Source organism: Rhizobium sp. CFBP 13726 (assembly GCF_014841925.1).
Classification (GTDB): domain Bacteria; phylum Pseudomonadota; class Alphaproteobacteria; order Rhizobiales; family Rhizobiaceae; genus Neorhizobium; species Neorhizobium soli.
This window is the reverse complement of the sequence record NZ_JACYUU010000001.1, coordinates 1343991-1359204: the sequence shown is the minus strand read 5'-3', so window position 1 is coordinate 1359204 and position 15214 is coordinate 1343991. Positions and strand designations below refer to the sequence as shown.

At 60.7% G+C, this 15214-nt stretch carries 14 protein-coding genes and 1 other RNA gene; 10 read left to right on the top strand and 5 right to left on the bottom strand.

Annotation, left to right across the window (positions count from 1 at the left end):
* Positions 1–25: 25 nt before the first annotated feature.
* Both IFT66_RS06595 and IFT66_RS06590 read right to left on the bottom strand, forming a co-directional pair.
* A complete protein-coding gene (locus tag IFT66_RS06595; protein ID WP_249406350.1) occupies positions 26–709 on the bottom strand; it encodes a class I SAM-dependent methyltransferase in 684 nt (227 codons plus the stop codon).
* Entirely contained in the window at positions 709–1968 is a 1260-nt protein-coding gene (locus IFT66_RS06590; protein WP_192077036.1) for a DUF3419 family protein, read from the bottom strand. Before IFT66_RS06590 ends, IFT66_RS06595 begins: the two co-directional genes overlap by 1 nt.
* Positions 1969–2076: 108 nt before the next feature.
* On the opposite strand from IFT66_RS06590, the gene IFT66_RS06585 reads away from it, so the two are divergent.
* Complete coding sequence (locus IFT66_RS06585; RefSeq protein WP_192077035.1) at positions 2077–3435, top strand: serine hydrolase domain-containing protein; 1359 nt, start codon at positions 2077–2079, stop codon at positions 3433–3435.
* Here the strand turns inward: IFT66_RS06585 and IFT66_RS06580 are convergent.
* The 3 genes from IFT66_RS06580 to IFT66_RS06570 form a co-directional block, all read right to left on the bottom strand.
* Entirely contained in the window at positions 3375–4517 is a 1143-nt protein-coding gene (locus tag IFT66_RS06580) for a transglycosylase SLT domain-containing protein (protein ID WP_249406349.1), read from the bottom strand. The two genes, IFT66_RS06585 and IFT66_RS06580, sit on opposite strands and share 61 nt — an antisense overlap.
* Before the next feature lie 112 nt (positions 4518–4629).
* Positions 4630–5265 (bottom strand): hypothetical protein, encoded by a 636-nt coding sequence (locus IFT66_RS06575; protein WP_192077034.1) that lies wholly within the window; start codon positions 5263–5265, stop codon positions 4630–4632.
* A gap of 49 nt (positions 5266–5314) precedes the next feature.
* Entirely contained in the window at positions 5315–6526 is a 1212-nt protein-coding gene (locus IFT66_RS06570) for a pyrophosphate--fructose-6-phosphate 1-phosphotransferase (RefSeq protein WP_192077033.1), read from the bottom strand.
* Between the two features lie 356 nt (positions 6527–6882).
* Here IFT66_RS06570 and IFT66_RS06565 point away from each other — a divergent pair, with 356 nt between their 5' ends.
* The 9 genes from IFT66_RS06565 to IFT66_RS06525 all read left to right on the top strand — a co-directional run bounded on the left by IFT66_RS06565 (position 6883) and on the right by IFT66_RS06525 (position 15177).
* The gene (locus IFT66_RS06565) at positions 6883–7626 is read left to right on the top strand and encodes a J domain-containing protein (RefSeq protein ID WP_062456142.1); all 744 of its coding nucleotides are present in this window, start codon (positions 6883–6885) and stop codon (positions 7624–7626) included.
* Positions 7623–8393, top strand: a complete 771-nt coding sequence (locus IFT66_RS06560; RefSeq protein WP_192077032.1) for an N-acetylmuramoyl-L-alanine amidase — start codon at positions 7623–7625, stop codon at positions 8391–8393. The genes IFT66_RS06565 and IFT66_RS06560 overlap by 4 nt, the downstream gene beginning before the upstream one ends.
* A 243-nt stretch (positions 8394–8636) precedes the next feature.
* Positions 8637–9263, top strand: a complete 627-nt coding sequence (locus tag IFT66_RS06555) for a lytic transglycosylase domain-containing protein (protein WP_192077160.1) — start codon at positions 8637–8639, stop codon at positions 9261–9263.
* 67 nt (positions 9264–9330) lie between these two features.
* Positions 9331–10551: an NAD(P)/FAD-dependent oxidoreductase gene (locus IFT66_RS06550; protein WP_192077031.1), complete on the top strand. Its 1221-nt coding sequence runs from the start codon at positions 9331–9333 to the stop codon at positions 10549–10551.
* A 42-nt stretch (positions 10552–10593) separates the two neighbouring features.
* Positions 10594–11040: RNase P RNA component class A (gene rnpB, locus IFT66_RS06545), an RNA gene on the top strand.
* Between the two features lie 443 nt (positions 11041–11483).
* Complete coding sequence (gene mraZ, locus IFT66_RS06540) at positions 11484–11918, top strand: division/cell wall cluster transcriptional repressor MraZ (protein WP_062457964.1); 435 nt, start codon at positions 11484–11486, stop codon at positions 11916–11918.
* 14 nt (positions 11919–11932) lie between these two features.
* Positions 11933–12958: a 16S rRNA (cytosine(1402)-N(4))-methyltransferase RsmH gene (gene rsmH, locus IFT66_RS06535; protein WP_062456153.1), complete on the top strand. Its 1026-nt coding sequence runs from the start codon at positions 11933–11935 to the stop codon at positions 12956–12958.
* A 3-nt stretch (positions 12959–12961) separates the two neighbouring features.
* Positions 12962–13429, top strand: coding sequence for a cell division protein FtsL (ftsL, locus tag IFT66_RS06530; protein ID WP_062581108.1), 468 nt, complete (start codon positions 12962–12964; stop codon positions 13427–13429).
* Complete coding sequence (locus IFT66_RS06525) at positions 13429–15177, top strand: peptidoglycan D,D-transpeptidase FtsI family protein (protein WP_062456158.1); 1749 nt, start codon at positions 13429–13431, stop codon at positions 15175–15177. Before ftsL ends, IFT66_RS06525 begins: the two co-directional genes overlap by 1 nt.
* Positions 15178–15214: the final 37 nt, after the last annotated feature.

Below are 15214 nucleotides of genomic sequence, written 5' to 3'. Positions count from 1 at the left end.
GCAAGATCTGGAATCCGCTGAGTGATTATCCGCGGCGGCGAAGGATCGCCCGCCAGGCATAGCCGCTACCGATCACCTCGAACATCATGTCGGCCTTTGCCGGTGCGAGACGCTTTTCCAGCGCCTGTTCGAGAGTGGCGCGCGGGGTCACATGAAAGCGGGCGAGCCAGGATTTGAGCGCAGATCCCATGACGTTCGGCAGGTTTTCCTGCTGTCCGAAGTCGATGATATGCAGCGACCCTTGAGGCGACAGCGCCGCAAGGGCGGCGTCGATCGCCTTCTCCCAGTCTGGGATCATCGACAGGGCATAGGAAATGAGGATCCGGTCGAAACCGTTGACGCCGAACTCCTCCGCCGTGAATGTCGTGGCATCTGCGACCTTCAGAATAGGCTTTATTCCTGTGCCGCGGAAATTCGCGTCTGCCGTCTGGAGCATCTGCGCGGAGATATCGAGGCCGTAAAGTTTCGCGTTCGGGAAAAGCTTGTGGGCGAGGAGAAGGTTGCGACCGGTTCCGCAGCCGACTTCCAGCACGCTTCCGCCGACTGGCGGGGCAAGACCTGCGATCGTGCCATCGCGTCCCAGGAGATAGTATTTGCGGGTGAGGTCGTAGATATGCCGCTGGTAGCGGTACATCCGGTCCATCCTGCCGGCATGGCCGATCTCTTCACGATTGGCCGGTCCGAGGTTGCCTGCGTCGGTCTCTGCCATCAGTCGGCCTTCGCGTAGACATGGAAGCCGCCGTAGATGGCGGAGCGGTCCTGCAGGTTGAGGGCCTGCGAGCGCTCGTCGAGATAAGTCCAGCGCGCGGCAAGCGAGGGCGAGAGGCGCCCTTCGATGACGCTGCGCTCGGCGGCCGTCCGGAAGATCACCCGGGCGCCGACAGCGGCCGTCCGGTCGATCTCCGACCAGAGGTCGTTGATCTGCTGGTCGTTCATCCAGTCCTGCGCGTCCAGCAAGACGTAGCGATCGACGGAGCCCGCCGTCTTGCGCTTGAGGAGAGCGGTGAAACTCTCGTGGTGAACCGCGACCCGGTCTGTGGCGGCACGGATCGCCTTGTAGTTGCCGGCCTTGAGATAGGTGGGCAGCGTGCCTTCGTGGGCGGCGGGATAGCGGCGGACAAACGCCTGCCAGGCGAAATAATTGTCCTTCAGAGGAAAATGACAGGCGAGCTTTTCGAGACGCTCCCGCAGCACGGTCGCGATTGAGCCGTTATCGCCGCCGCCGGTCGCCATGCCGGCCAGCTCGTCATACTGCTGCGGCGGAATGCCAAGGCCGAACAGCGAACTCTTGTTCGAGGTGATCCAGCGGACCAGTTTTCTGTCGAACAGGGGCGCGATCTCTTCGTCGAAGAAGCGGCGCTGATCTCGGACCGATTTGGTCTGCGCCATCTTCGTCAGATCGACGCCATGCAGGCGCGCCAGAAGGTGTCCCGCGCCGATGAACCGGCCGAGGAGCCCGGTGCGGTAGATGTTGCGGTCGAACACGGAGATGCGGCGACGGCCGGTGATCGAGCGCTTCTGCCAGTAGCTGCGGGTTGCCCGATCCAGATTCGGCGCGATCAGTCTGTCGAAGGTGATGCTGTTCGATCGTGTACCCTGCGCCGAGAGAAACCTGACGACATCCATATGGCTCGGCAGATGACGGAATGCCGCGAGCTTCAGCCGGTTCAGCGCGACATGGTGGGGGTTAAGATCCACGGCATCGATGCTGCGCGGATTGCGGGAGAGGTAGGCCAGCATGTTGCAGCCACCGGAGCCGATGGTGACGATCGCATGCTCCGATGAGAGCTCCATTGCTTCCATGTCGACGTCTGGATCTTCCCAGATCTGCGGATAGACGAGACCGGAAAACAGGAGCCCGAACAGCCGTTCCGACAGCCCTTCGCGCGAAAATAGTTTGTGCTGGAGCAGCGCATCCTTGAGCTTCTGATTGCTGGTGAAACCGGTTTCCCTGACGACGTCGGCCATTGCGTCTCTCGCTGCGTGAATTATTTCGCGATCTGTAGAACGCAGGCCTAAACCCGGCATGCTACAGCTGGATGACGCGGGCTGTTGGTGAACAAGGACATTTGACATATGCGCCTGATGAAGCGGATTGTGACGGGAACTGCCGGGGCATTGGTACTTGGTATCGTCGGGGGACTGGCGTGGATCACCATTGCGCCGCCGCAACTGCTTCGGGTCGGAAGCGGCTATGCGGCAAAGATCGTCTGCTCCAACGTGTTTCTCGCCGGGCGGGAGGCGCAAGAGGTGCTGGCGACGGATGTGCAGGCGCCCGGCAATCCGCTGCTCCTGATGATGCGGGTGACCGTTGACCGCGATTCCGGCCGGGTCGACGCCGGGCTGCTTGGCTTCATCGGAACCAATCAGGCAACCTACAGGCCTGGCCTCGGCTGCACCGTTTCGCCGGATGGTTCGGCGTTGCCGCAAGTCGCGCTGCCGCCGCGATCATCACCTTCCGTCGATGAAGCTCCGGCCTGGCCGGTGGGGCAGGGGGTCGAACGCGATCCGCGCGTGATGGCGGTTCTAGAGGATAAGGCACTGACCGGGCCTGGCATGCGGGCGGTGGTGGTCGTCAAAAACGGGCGCATCGTCGGCGAGGCTTATGGAGAGGGCTTCTCGAAGGACACGCCGTTGCTGGGATGGTCGATGACGAAAACCGTCAATGCGGCGCTGATCGGCACATTGATGAACAGCGGCCGGATGTCGCTCGGAGATCGTGATCTTCTGCCCGCGTGGAGCAACGACAAACGACGCGAAATCACGCTTGCCAACCTTCTTGCCATGGAGAGCGGGCTTGGTTTCAACGAGAACTACGGTGCGGTCGCCGATGTCACACGGATGCTCTACCTCGAACCCGACATGGCCGCCTTCACGGAAACGATCCCGCTCGAGGCCGATCCCGGTTCGCGTTTCAGTTACTCGTCGGGCTCCAGCGTATTGCTGTCGAAGATCTGGATGGACAGGATCGGTGATCGCGCGACGGCTCTTGGCTATCCCTCTCGCGCATTGTTCGATCCGCTCGGCATGACAAGTGCCGTGATGGAGCCAGATGCGGCGGGGACGTTTGCCGGCAGTTCCTATCTCTATGCGACCGGGCGCGACTGGGCACGGTTCGGCCTGTTTCTGGCGCGCGACGGGGTGTGGAACGGGATGCGGCTGCTGCCGGAGGGGTTCGTGCACCTGATGCAGGAGCCGAATGCGCATTCAAACGGACGGTTTTCGAAGATGCAGACCTGGCTGCCGAAGCCCGACGACGTAGCCATGCCGGCAGATACGTTCTATCTGCAGGGCCATGATGGGCAGACAATCGCTGTCATGCCGTCGGCGGATCTCGTGGTGGTACGGCTTGGGCTGACGCCCCGGTCGCTGGGTTACGAACCGGGCTTGCTGTTTGGCGCAGTCGCGAAGGCGACGGGTGTCGTGGGGCTCTGATCGGCCTTCAGCACATGCAGCATGTCGCGACGCTTGGCGTCGTAGTAATAACCGCGGGCATAGAGGCGGATGGCGTTGTCGTTCTTGTTGTCGGCAACGAGCCAGGCGCCGCGGAGATATCGGATCGCGTATTTAAGATTGGTCTCGGCGTCCAGCAGGCCTTCCGGCTTGCCCTGATAGCCCATCGACTTCGCGGTCGAGTACTTGATCTGCATCAGGCCCCAGTAGCCATTCTTGTGGTAGGCCTTGGGATTGTATTTGCTTTCGCGATGGACGACGCGGTGCACCAGCGATTCCGGCACGCCGTAGAGACCGGCATAGCGCTTGATGAGCTTCTTGAGGTCTGCGGGCGCGTTCGACGCGGTATCCGGCATCGGCTCGCCGGGAGCCGGCGGAAAGTCCTTGATATTGCCCATGGCCGAGACCGCAGCCACAGCGCGGGGTGCGGCTGCATAGGCAAGCGTGGAGCTTGCGGCAGCCGGCGTTGCAGCACCAGCAATAGCGCTCGATGTAAGCGTGGCTGGACGCGGTGTCGGCACGACCGATTGCAGCGCCACCATATCCGGCGTCAGTTCTTCCTCGTCGAGCGCGATGGCCTGCGCCGCTGCCGGCTGGATCTGGCCAGACGCAACGGCGGTCGCGACCGGCGGCGACACGAGACGGCTCGACTTCTGGGTCATGACCGAACCGGCTGCCGGCTTGAGCGGCTGCGCCGAAGCAAGGCTCACGGGCTGGACCGCGGTTGCGATCGGCGGCGGCGTGAAGGCAACGATCGGCGCCATGGTCGGAGACGCCATGGCGGCATTCTGAGCCGATACGGTTTCTACGGTCGGCGGAACCGGAACGGCAATGCGACCGCTCTTGGCGATCTGCGCCATTGTCTGGCCGGGCGCCATTTGTTGAGATTGATCGGCGGCGGAAGAATTGTACTGGATGACGAGCTGACCGTCAGCTGACGTGGTCTGAGACGGCTGACCGGACGCGACTTTTGTATCGCGCTCAACGCTGGAGCATCCAGCCAGAACGGAAGACATCGCAAGCGCCACAGCAGCTCTACGGCTGACGAATCTGACCACCGTCATCAGGTTGCTCTCATTTGAAATGGTTACCGTACCCGCCAAAAAGTCACCGATTGTGGATTTCCATTAACGTATAAGGCGGCGCCCGGCAAGTCGAAGGACGCTTTCTGTTTCCTCAAGCAGCGATTCGCCGGAAACCAGCCGTCACAGCACGCCTGGCGATGAATACCGTGCCGGGCTTGTTCAAGGCTGGATTGCGCCTCGAAAATCGCTTTGTGCCCCGCAGCGCAAGGCTGGGGATGAGTGCCTGTGCCAACGCACTGCCAGCGATGGAGGCGAGAAAAATCGCCGTCAGCACTTCGGCCTGGAGCGAGAGCGACAGCGAAGGGCGCAGAAACTGTGCAGTCAGCGCGGCAAGAATGATCGCGTATCTGGGGGTGCGAACGCATCGAACGAAGACGTCTGCGAAGATCCGGTCAAACCGCCGCGTCGGCAGATTGTCATTGTCGGCGAGCGGCGCGCGGACCTGTGGGTCCTGGTAGCACCAGAGTACATAGACCATGGCGTAGGCGATGCCGACCCAGCCGATCGCGGTCATGGCCGATGGCGCGTAAAAACAGACAAGCAGTAGCGGCGCGAGGCCCGCGGTGAAGGCGAGACCCAGTCCCAAGGCCAATGCGGGGACCGTCACGACTGCGCTTAGACGGCCGCGCTGCTTGGAATAGAGCGCGACTGTCCTCGTCAGCGGGTTGGGAAGGATGACGAGGGCCACAGCGGTCGCGGCAAATGCGAACCATGTTTCGATCGTCATCACATTCCTCCGGAGCCCACGGCTCTCGTTTGTCGCTCAGCGCGACGCGTTATACGGTTTCGTAGGGCTGGCCGATATGGTCCATCACCTCGCCGAACCATTTTGCCGTCAGATCGAAATGTTTTCCACCCTTGATTCGGGGAAATTCGATGGTTCTCAGTTTTCCGCCTTGGTCTTCATCATGGCCGGTGACGCCGGACACCTTGTTGAGAGCGCTTTCGACCGCAAGATCGACCATGCCCTGGATGAGGCGAAGATCATCACCATTGGCCGGGGCGGAGCGGGCGAAATAGCCTGACTTCTGGACCATCGAGCGTTCGGCGCCGATCAGGCCCGCAAACTGGTTCTGGAACCAGCCGCCGACATTGATCGTGTCGAGCTTCACATGGCCGAACGCATCGCGCTTGACGGTGTCGCCGGCGGCTTCCCGTTCCGCGATGATCGTATTCATGCCGGCACCTTCCGAGACGAAGATCGTCACGGTGCCGCGTTCTTCCATCACGCGCTTCAGGCGTGCAGACTCTTGTTCGAGGTCGAACTCCAGTTCCGGCAAATAGAGGCCATCGATGCTTTTCAGCTCGGCGTTCATCATGAGGCCGTCGACATACTCGTTGCCGTGGCTCTGCTCGATATAGGCGCGCGCCGTTGCGGCCGTCAGCCAGCCGCAGTGGCGACCCATGACTTCGTGGATCACGAAGGTGCGGGGGGCGGCGGTCTGCTCGTTGCTGACATTGTCGAAGAAACGCGCGCCGACTTCGGCCGCCGTCCAGGCGCCGAGCGACTGGCGGATTGGCACGACGTCGTTATCGACGGTCTTCGGAAGACCGACGACGGTGAGGTCATAGCCATTGGCACCGAGGTAAGCCGCGAGATCGGCTGCCGTCGTGTTGGTGTCGTCGCCGCCGATCGTGTGAAGGATCGTCACGCCGTCCTTGGCGAGTCGTTCGGCTGCGACCTGCAGTGGGTTGTCGCCTTCCTTGACGAGGCCACGCTTGACGCAATCGGCGGCGTTGGTGAGCTTGACGCGGCTGTTGCCGATCGGCGAGCCGCCGTAACGATGAAGGAGAGGAGCCTTTTCACGCATCTCGGATGTGATCGCGATGCTGTCGCCCAAGAGCACGCCCTGGTAGCCGGAGCGGTAGGCAATGATGTCCAGATCAGGGGCAACATCCGAGTAGCGCTCGATCAATCCGCCGACGGCAGACGAGAGGCAGGGCGCAAGGCCACCGGCGGTCAGCAGTGCGACTTTCTGTTTGGACATCGATCCTCCTTGATGCGCTCAGGGCGCAAGAAACTGACAAAACGGGATGAATGGATGCGACACCAGCTAGAGCCTGTAAAGTGAATTTCTCAAGAAAATTCCGTCGCTTCGAGGTTTTTCCTGTCCGTTCCCCGATCTAATCGTTTCAAAGAAATCACCAGCCTCGCGGGCTGCCGTGGCACACGGCAGGACGGGTCGTTTTGGTCGGCGTTTCGACCCATTGGCCGTCAACGACTTTGTGCCGTTGCCGGACAGACCGGGCTTCAGCATGATTGTTCGAAAAACATGAACAGAGTTTAATCTTCAGCGGACCGTCCTCAGCTTGCCAAAACGTCGGTTATCTGGTCATTTAAGGGATGATTTTCGATTTCAATTGCCTCCAATTGTCCTCCCTGTGGGAAAGGTTGCTCGGTGCCGTCGGCGATGCCGCGGGCGGTGTGCTCAACCGAGTCGTCGATGCGATCCGCACCATGTTCGAGGGCGATCCGGAAACACGGCGCCAGGTTTCCTTCTCGGTGGCGATCATCGCCCTGTCTGCAAAGATGGCGAAGGCCGATGGCGTGGTCACCGAAGCCGAAGTGAGTGCCTTCCAGCAGATTTTCGATTTCCCGGCCGAGGAAGCGCGCAACGTTGCACGTCTCTATAACCTCGCACGCCAGGACATTGCCGGCTACGAGGCGTATGCCACGAAGCTTTCGGGGCTGTGCAGCAGCGGCGACATGGAAAACTGCCCGATGCTTGAGAGCGTCGTCGATGGTCTGTTTCATATCGCCAAGGCGGATGGTCTCGTGCATGAGAGCGAGCTGGCGTTTCTGGCGCGCATCGCCGAAATCTTCCGGATCGACGAGGAACATTTCCGCCGCATCATGGCCCGCCACGTGCATCTCGACGGTCGTGACCCGTATCTGGTGCTCGGCGTTTCGCGTGACGACGATTTCTCGGCAATCCGCAAACAGTACCGTCTGCTGGTTTCGGAGCATCATCCCGACCGGCTGATCGCACGCGGCGTGCCGGCAACACTGCATGCGGCTGCGACCGAACGGATGGCCGCGCTCAACGCGGCCTATGAAGCGATCGAGAAAGAGCGCCGCGCGGCATGACAATTCCGGCTTCCTTTGCCGCCGATCATGCCCGCGCCACGGTCGAGCCTTCGCCAAATCATGGGGAAAGGGCAGGCGGGCGCCAGCCGGACATGATCCTCCTGCATTATACCGGCATGCCTGATGCCGATCAGGCGCTGGCATGGCTTCGCAACGAGGCGAGCCAGGTCTCCAGTCACTATTTCATCCATGAAGACGGCCGGATCGTGCAGCTTGTTCCCGAGGCGCGGCGCGCTTGGCATGCGGGCAAAAGCAGCTGGGCCGGCGAAACGGACATCAATTCCTGCTCCATCGGGATAGAAATCGCCAATCCCGGACATCCCGGCGGACTTCCCCATTTTCCGGATATCCAGATCGATGCGGTCGTCGAATTGTGTCGAGACTGCGGCAATCGCTGGGGAATATCCCGCGAACGGGTCGTCGGACACTCGGATGTCGCCCCCATCCGCAAGCTCGACCCGGGCGAAAATTTCCCCTGGCAGAAATTGTATGTGGCGGGGATCGGTCACTGGGTCGAGCCAGGTCAGATCAGCGGCGGCCGGTTTTTCCAGCACGGCGAAAGTGGTCAGCCGATCGAGGCCCTGCAGTCGATGCTGTCGCTCTACGGATACGAGATTGAAATCACGGGCACATTCTGTGATCGCACGAAGGGCGTCGTCGAGGCTTTCCAACGGCATTTCAGGCCCGCGCTGGTCGATGGGATTGCCGATTTTTCGACGATCGACACGCTGCATCGGCTGCTCAAGGCACTGCCGAAATACAGCTAGGCGCAAGCTTCGCGAAACTGTCGGAAGCGTTTGCGGACAGGGCTTTTTTGCATTGCCACATGATCTCCTTATTGCGGCTTTCTAAAGAGTTGCTAACGCAGCGTCCCCAGACGGGGGCTGCCAAGATAAACCTACAGGTCTTGTAAAACCTCGCGTCGTCGTCCGGCGTCGCGACGAGGGATGTTTGCGCATCACGATATCCCGCGAGCCTGTTGTTCCGGAGATACTTTAGAATTGACTAAGATGACTTGTGCGGTCGCGGCAGGCATTGCCATGCTTTTCGCGGAATGTGGATCTGTGCGTGCCGAAGACGGCGGAGACGTGGTTCGGGTTTATGTCAAACCGCTGACCATTCCCTGGGAGACACGCGAAACCGGGTTTGCTGCCCCGACGGCCACCGAGAGGCAGATGGTTCGCCGGATGCATTATACGACGCTGATCGCCAAATATGCCGATCAATACGATGTGCCGTTCGACCTTGCTGAGGCTGTCGTGCAGATCGAAAGCAATTTTCGCCCGACCGTGAAGGGCAGTGCCGGCGAGATCGGCCTGATGCAGGTGAAGCCGGCGACCGCAAGGCTGATGGGCTACAAGGGCCCTGATTATGGCCTCTACGATCCGGAAACCAACATCCGCTACGGCATGAAGTATCTGGCGGGCGCCCACGATCTGGGTGGCGGCAAGATTTGCGGCACGATCCTTAAATACAATGCGGGCCACGCCGCCAAGCGTATGAACCCGACGTCCAAGCGCTACTGTCAGCGCGTCGAGGCGGTTCTTGAAGACAACAAGGACGATGTGATCGAAAAGACCTTCGCGTTCGATTTTCCACCGAAGGGGTATGCCGTTCTGGCGCCTCTGGTATTCTGATTCCGGAAACGGTTAGAACTGCCTGAAAAGAGCGGCAATTCGAGCTAGGGAATCGAAAGGACAGGGCATGGCGGCGCGGTTCAAATACATCATCATCGGAAGCGGCATGATGGGGGCGGCAGCGGCCCGGCATCTTTCCAAATGGACCGATGGTGTGGCGTTGATCGGGCCGGGCGAACCTGACGATTACCAGCGTCATGACGGCGTGTTCGCAAGCCATTACGACGAGGCGCGCATCACCCGGACGATCGATCAGGATCCAGTCTGGGCCCGCCTCGCCAATCGTTCGATTGAACGCTACGGCGAGATCGCGTCCGAAAGCGGTATCGATTTCTACTCGGAAGTGGGCTGTCTGATGGTCGGGCCTGGGCGCGCCGGGCAGCAGTCCTATGCGCCCGGGCGCGCCGGGCAGCCATCCTATGTCGGTCGCGTGCTCGATGCCGCCGGGCGGCTCGGGGTCGAGACCGAAACGCTGGGGCATGATGCGCTTTCGAGCCGGTTTCCGTATTTTGCCTTTCAGGATGGCGCCGAAGGCGTCTGGGAGGAGAAGCGGGCGGGGCACATCAATCCGCGCCGGCTGGTGAAGGCGCAATGCCTGCTTGCGGAGCGGCAGGGTGCCACGCTGATTGCCGAGACCGTTTCGGCTGTTCGTCAGGACGGGGCGATCGTGACCGTGACGACGGCGGAAGGGCGCAGTTACACGGCCGACAAGGTGCTTGTGGCGGCAGGCGGCTTTTCCATCAACGAGGCACTTGTCGGCGCTCGTCTCGATCTCTCAGTCTATGCAAGGACCATCGCGTTCTACGAGGTCGGCGAGGGGGCGATGGAGGAGCTGAAGGCCATGCCATCGCTGATCTGGAAATGGAACGAGGAGGATGACGGGATCTACCTTCTGCCTCCGGTCCGTTATCGTGATGGCAAAACCTATGTGAAGATCGGCGGCGATCCGGACGATCTTCTGCTGCCGTCAGAGCCCGAGATACGGGACTGGTTCAAGAGCGGCGGACGCGAGACGACCCGGCGCCACCTGACCGACGTGATGGAACGGCTGATGCCGAGGCTCGATCTGACGCGATCTTCCATGGCAGCCTGCGTCACGTCTTTCACGCCGAACAACTATCCGGCCATCGCCATGACGGCGTCCGACCGGATCGGTGTTCTGACCGGCGGTTGTGGCGCTGCCGCCAAGAGTTCCGACGAGATCGGCCGGCTCGGCGCCGAACTGATTTTCCACGGGTCGATCATCGACGATGGCTATCCGGTCGATTTCCATGCGGAATACCGGTAGGCCTATGGCCTTATCCGCGCATCTCGGCTAAGAGCCGCGCGACCAGTTGGCCGGGCAGCCGCACTTTACCAATGCCGAAAGGCGGTAGGGTGAGGAAAGTCCGGGCTCCACGGAAACACGGTGCCGGATAACGTCCGGCGGGGGCGACCCTAGGGACAGTGCCACAGAAAGGAAACCGCCCCGCTTTCTGATCGACCGGATGACGCATTGCGGCGAGGGTCGATGAGATAGCGGGGTAAGGGTGAAAGGGTGGGGTAAGAGCCCACCGCGCGACCGGTAACGGAAGCGGCATGGTAAACCCCACCGGGAGCAAGACCGAATAGGGATGACGCGGGACGTGCGCAAGTACGTCTACAGCCTGTTTCCGGGCCAGTCATCCGGGTGGGTTGCGCGAGGCGACGTGTAAACGGCGTCCCAGATGAATGGCTGCCACGTTCCGGTGTTCGCACCGGGGCCATACAGAACCCGGCTTACAGGCCAACTGGTCACTACTCTCTTCTGATTCGTCAATTGTGCCCGTCCCCGACGGGGCAATCTGACATGCAAATTGCCCGATTTCGGTGCCGCTTTTTATATGAGCAGGCTGGAAAGCGCCTTGCGTTTCCGGCTCTTAGCAACTGTCAAAATATCACTTGCGAAGGGTCGCAAAGGCAGTTTCTCCAAAGCGCTCAATAACCCTTTGTTAAACTTAACAGCTTATAAATAAATCCGAACATGGAGGAGCTTGCAGGGCCTCTCCCATTGACGCCCATATGGTCCCATGGTATCCCAAATTCGCACTGCACAAGGGCTTTTTGCCCATCAAATCAAGAGTTTCGATCTCACAATCGGGCAAGCATCTGCTTATCCGCACGGAGCTTCCTTGTTTGAATCTAAGCAGTCTGGCGGGAGGTTTCCCGTGTCTTTTGCGAACGGGGCGGGTGTTTGTTGCGATGAGCCGCTTCCTGTCGAATGCGACGAACAGGATCGATACGAAGGGGCGGGTCTCTGTGCCTGCCGGCTTTCGCGCGGTTCTTTCCGAGCGCGGAATTCAGGAGCTCTACTGCCTCCAGGATTTCATTTATCCGGCGATCAGCGTCGGCGGTCCGGATCTGCTCGATCGCTACGAGCGGCAGATTGCGTCCGTCGATCCGTTTTCACCGGACGCCAACAGGATGTCGCTGCTGATTCACGGCGGCGGTGTCTTCATGAGGCTCGATGCGGAAGGCCGGCTGATGGTCTCGGATTTCATCCGGGATTTCACGGGTATCAGCTCGGAAGTCACTTTCGTCGGGCGTTCGGATCATTTTCAGCTTTGGCAGCCGCAAGCATTTCACGAGGCGCAGGCGGCAGCACGGGAGGGACGTTTGAGTTCACGTCCCGCATAGTACAGGAGAGCGGGATGTCGGCGAATCCAGGCGAAGGTCAAACTGAGCCCGAAGGCGGACCGGTTCGCCATATTCCAGTTCTTCTGCACCAAGTGGTGGAGGCGCTTCAGCCTCTTCCTGGCAAGGTCATCCTTGATGGCACCTTCGGGGCGGGCGGTTATTCGTCCGCCCTGCTGGCTGCTGGTGCTGACGTCATTGGCCTTGATCGCGATCCTTCCGCAATCGCCAATGGGCAGGCTCTTGTTGCCGCGCATGCCGGTCGCCTCTCTCTCATTCATTCACAGTTCTCGCAGCTTGCCGATCATGCGCCGGAAGGCGGGCTCGATGGCGTCGTGCTCGATATCGGCGTGTCCTCGATGCAGATCGATGAGGCCGAGCGCGGCTTCTCGTTCCAGCGCAACGGTCCCCTCGACATGCGCATGTCGAGCAATGGCGTATCGGCGGCCGATGTCGTCAATCGCGCGAAGGTCGGCGATCTCATCCGCATCTTCGGCTTTCTCGGCGAGGAAAAACATTCCGGTCGTATCGCACGTGCCATCGAAAAGCGCCGCGTGACCGAGCCCTTCCGCACGACGCGCGATCTCGTCAACCTCATCGAGAGCGTCAATCCGCGTAAAGCCAAGGACAAGATCCATCCGTCGACGCGTGTTTTCCAGGCGCTGCGCATTTTCGTCAACGACGAACTCGGCGAGCTGGCACAGGCGCTGTTTGCCGCCGAGCAGGCCTTGAAGCCCGGTGGTCGGCTCGTGGTCGTCACCTTCCATTCGCTGGAAGACCGGATCGTCAAGCAGTTCTTTGCCGATCGCTCGTCCAAGACCTCCGGCTCCAGGCATCTGCCGATGGTCGCGGTGAAGGAAGCGATCTTCGATCCGCTCGGCAAGGCGATGGTAGCGGCAAGCGAGGAGGAGGCGGAGATCAATCCGCGCGCCCGTTCCGCCAAGCTGCGCGCCGGTATCCGCACCGAAGCAAAATCGCGTGGTTCCGACATGTCGATCTTCGACCTGCCGAGCCTCGCAAGCCTTTCGACATTGGGGGTCTGACGGATGTTGAGAAGCTTCGATCTCGTGCTGATCGGCGTCATGACGGCAACGGCTGTCGTGACCTATTCGATCAAGCATCGTGCCGATGAGAAACTTGAAGAGGTTCGGCGTCTCGAAACCGAGATCAGGCTCGAGAAAGATACGATCGATCTCTTGAGGGCTGACTGGGCGCTTCTGACTCAGCCAAACCGTCTTCACCGGCTGATCGGCGTCTATGGCACCGAGCTCGGCCTTGGCGCGACCGATACGACGCAACTCGCCATGCCCAAGGAATTGCCGATGATGAAGTCGCGTCTGCCGCAGCCCGAGACCACCATCGAGGACATCATTTCCGGCAAGGACAGTGAAGTCGCAGCGGCGCTGAAGGGCGTCGAGGCTGCAAAGTCCAGGCCTCCGTCCAAAATACCGGTGCCGAAAAACCGTGGTGCTTCTTCTCTTGATGTTCATTCAACCGGATCGGTGAGACGCTGATGTCCTTCCTGTCACGAATCATGGTTTTGAAGAGCAGGGCGCATTTTTCGGCCGGTGGCCGTGGCCGCCCAACGATGCGCGGCGCGTCCTTTGAAGGTACGCGCAAGCGCAAGTCCGCCCAGGCGAAAAACCGCGTCGGCCTCCTGATCGCCGGCTTTGTCGCGTTCTACGGCGTCATCGGCGGACGTCTCGTGCAATACGGCTTTGCGATGCCGGAGGTAACGTCGAGCATTCTGCCGGCAGACCGGTTCATGGCGTCGCGCCCGGATATTGTCGACCGCAACGGCGAGGTGCTGGCCACCGACATCCGCACCGTCTCGCTGTTTGCCGAGCCGCACAAGATCGTCGACGCCGACGAGGTGATCGAAAAGCTCGCGACCGTGCTGAACGATCTCGACGTGAAGGGCACCTATACGAAGCTTCGCTCCAATTCGCATTTCCAGTGGCTGCGCCGCCAGCTGACCCCGAAGCAGCAGAGCCAGATTCTGGCACTCGGCATCCCGGGTATCGGTTTCCGGCCTGAGAAGCGCCGTTTCTATCCCGGTGGCAGAACTGCTGCGCATCTCGTCGGTTACGTCAATATTGACAACCGCGGCGTCGCCGGAATGGAACGCTACATCGATTCCCAGGGTCTCGCGGACCTTGCGGCCGTCGGCATGACCTCCGATCAGCCGCTTGAGCCGGTCAAGTTGTCGATCGATCTGCGCGTGCAGGCAATCGTTCAGCAGGTCGTTGCCGAATCGATCGGCAAATACTCGGCGATCGGTGCAGGCGCCGTCGTCATCGACGTTCACACCGGTGAAATCCTCGGTATGGCATCCGCACCGGATTTCGATCCGAACGACCCGAACGGCGTGGACGCTGAAAAGGGCTGGATGAACCGCATGTCGAACAGCACGTTCGAAATGGGCTCCACCTTCAAATCCTTCACGCTCGCCATGGGTCTCGATGACGGCAAGATGAACCTGCAGAGCTCGTTCGATGCGCGCTTCCCGATCCGCATCGGCGGTTTCACCATCAAGGACTTCCATGGCAAGGGGCGCGTGTTGAGCGTTCCGGAAATCTTCCAGTATTCTTCGAACATCGGCACGGCGAAGATCGCCGACATGGTCGGCATTGCGGGACACAAGGACTTCCTGACGCGGCTTGGACTTCTCAGCCGGATGAAGACCGAACTGCCGGAAATCGCGATGCCAAGTCAGCCGCGTGAATGGAAGAAGATCAACTCCATCACCATCTCGTTCGGTCACGGCGTGTCGACGACGCCGCTACAGACGGCTGTTGCCGGTGCGGCACTGGTCAACGGCGGCAAGCTCGTTCCGCCGACATTCCTGCCCCGCACCCAGGCGCAGGCCGACGAGATCGCCACCCAGGTCATGAAGCCCACGACCAGCAAGGACATGCGCTTCCTGTTCGAATGGAACGGCATCAACGGATCGGGCCGCAATGCGCGCGTGGCCGGCTTCAATGTGGGCGGCAAGACCGGAACGGCGGACAAGGTCGTCAACGGCCGCTACGCCCACGACAAGAACTTCAACGCGTTTCTGTCTGCCTTCCCGATGGACAATCCGCGCTATGTCGTCCTGTCCTTCAGCGACGAGCCGAAGACCGACAAAGGCAATGGCGCCGCGCTTGCTGCAATGTCCGCAGCACCCATGGTCAAGGAGATCATCGCGCGGTCTGCTCCCATTCTCGGTGTAAAGCCAAAATTCGGCAATGACGGTTCTGCCCTGCTTGTGTCTTATTGAGGATCAAGAACGGGCCCTCGATTCGTGAGGGAGCCTG

Bases quoted from the DNA above. Each gene is read 5' to 3' on its own strand.
- IFT66_RS06575 (WP_192077034.1), bottom strand. From the start codon at position 5,265: ATGACGATCGAAACATGGTTCGCATTTGCCGCGACCGCTGTGGCCCTC.
- rsmH (WP_062456153.1), top strand. From the start codon at position 11,933: ATGTCGGCGAATCCAGGCGAAGGTCAAACTGAGCCCGAAGGCGGACCG.
- IFT66_RS06585 (WP_192077035.1), top strand. From the start codon at position 2,077: ATGCGCCTGATGAAGCGGATTGTGACGGGAACTGCCGGGGCATTGGTA.
- mraZ (WP_062457964.1), top strand. From the start codon at position 11,484: ATGAGCCGCTTCCTGTCGAATGCGACGAACAGGATCGATACGAAGGGG.
- IFT66_RS06570 (WP_192077033.1), bottom strand. From the start codon at position 6,526: ATGTCCAAACAGAAAGTCGCACTGCTGACCGCCGGTGGCCTTGCGCCC.
- IFT66_RS06590 (WP_192077036.1), bottom strand. From the start codon at position 1,968: ATGGCCGACGTCGTCAGGGAAACCGGTTTCACCAGCAATCAGAAGCTC.
- ftsL (WP_062581108.1), top strand. From the start codon at position 12,962: ATGTTGAGAAGCTTCGATCTCGTGCTGATCGGCGTCATGACGGCAACG.
- IFT66_RS06595 (WP_249406350.1), bottom strand. From the start codon at position 709: ATGGCAGAGACCGACGCAGGCAACCTCGGACCGGCCAATCGTGAAGAG.
- IFT66_RS06525 (WP_062456158.1), top strand. From the start codon at position 13,429: ATGTCCTTCCTGTCACGAATCATGGTTTTGAAGAGCAGGGCGCATTTT.
- IFT66_RS06580 (WP_249406349.1), bottom strand. From the start codon at position 4,517: ATGACGGTGGTCAGATTCGTCAGCCGTAGAGCTGCTGTGGCGCTTGCG.
- IFT66_RS06550 (WP_192077031.1), top strand. From the start codon at position 9,331: ATGGCGGCGCGGTTCAAATACATCATCATCGGAAGCGGCATGATGGGG.
- IFT66_RS06555 (WP_192077160.1), top strand. From the start codon at position 8,637: ATGACTTGTGCGGTCGCGGCAGGCATTGCCATGCTTTTCGCGGAATGT.
- IFT66_RS06565 (WP_062456142.1), top strand. From the start codon at position 6,883: ATGATTTTCGATTTCAATTGCCTCCAATTGTCCTCCCTGTGGGAAAGG.
- IFT66_RS06560 (WP_192077032.1), top strand. From the start codon at position 7,623: ATGACAATTCCGGCTTCCTTTGCCGCCGATCATGCCCGCGCCACGGTC.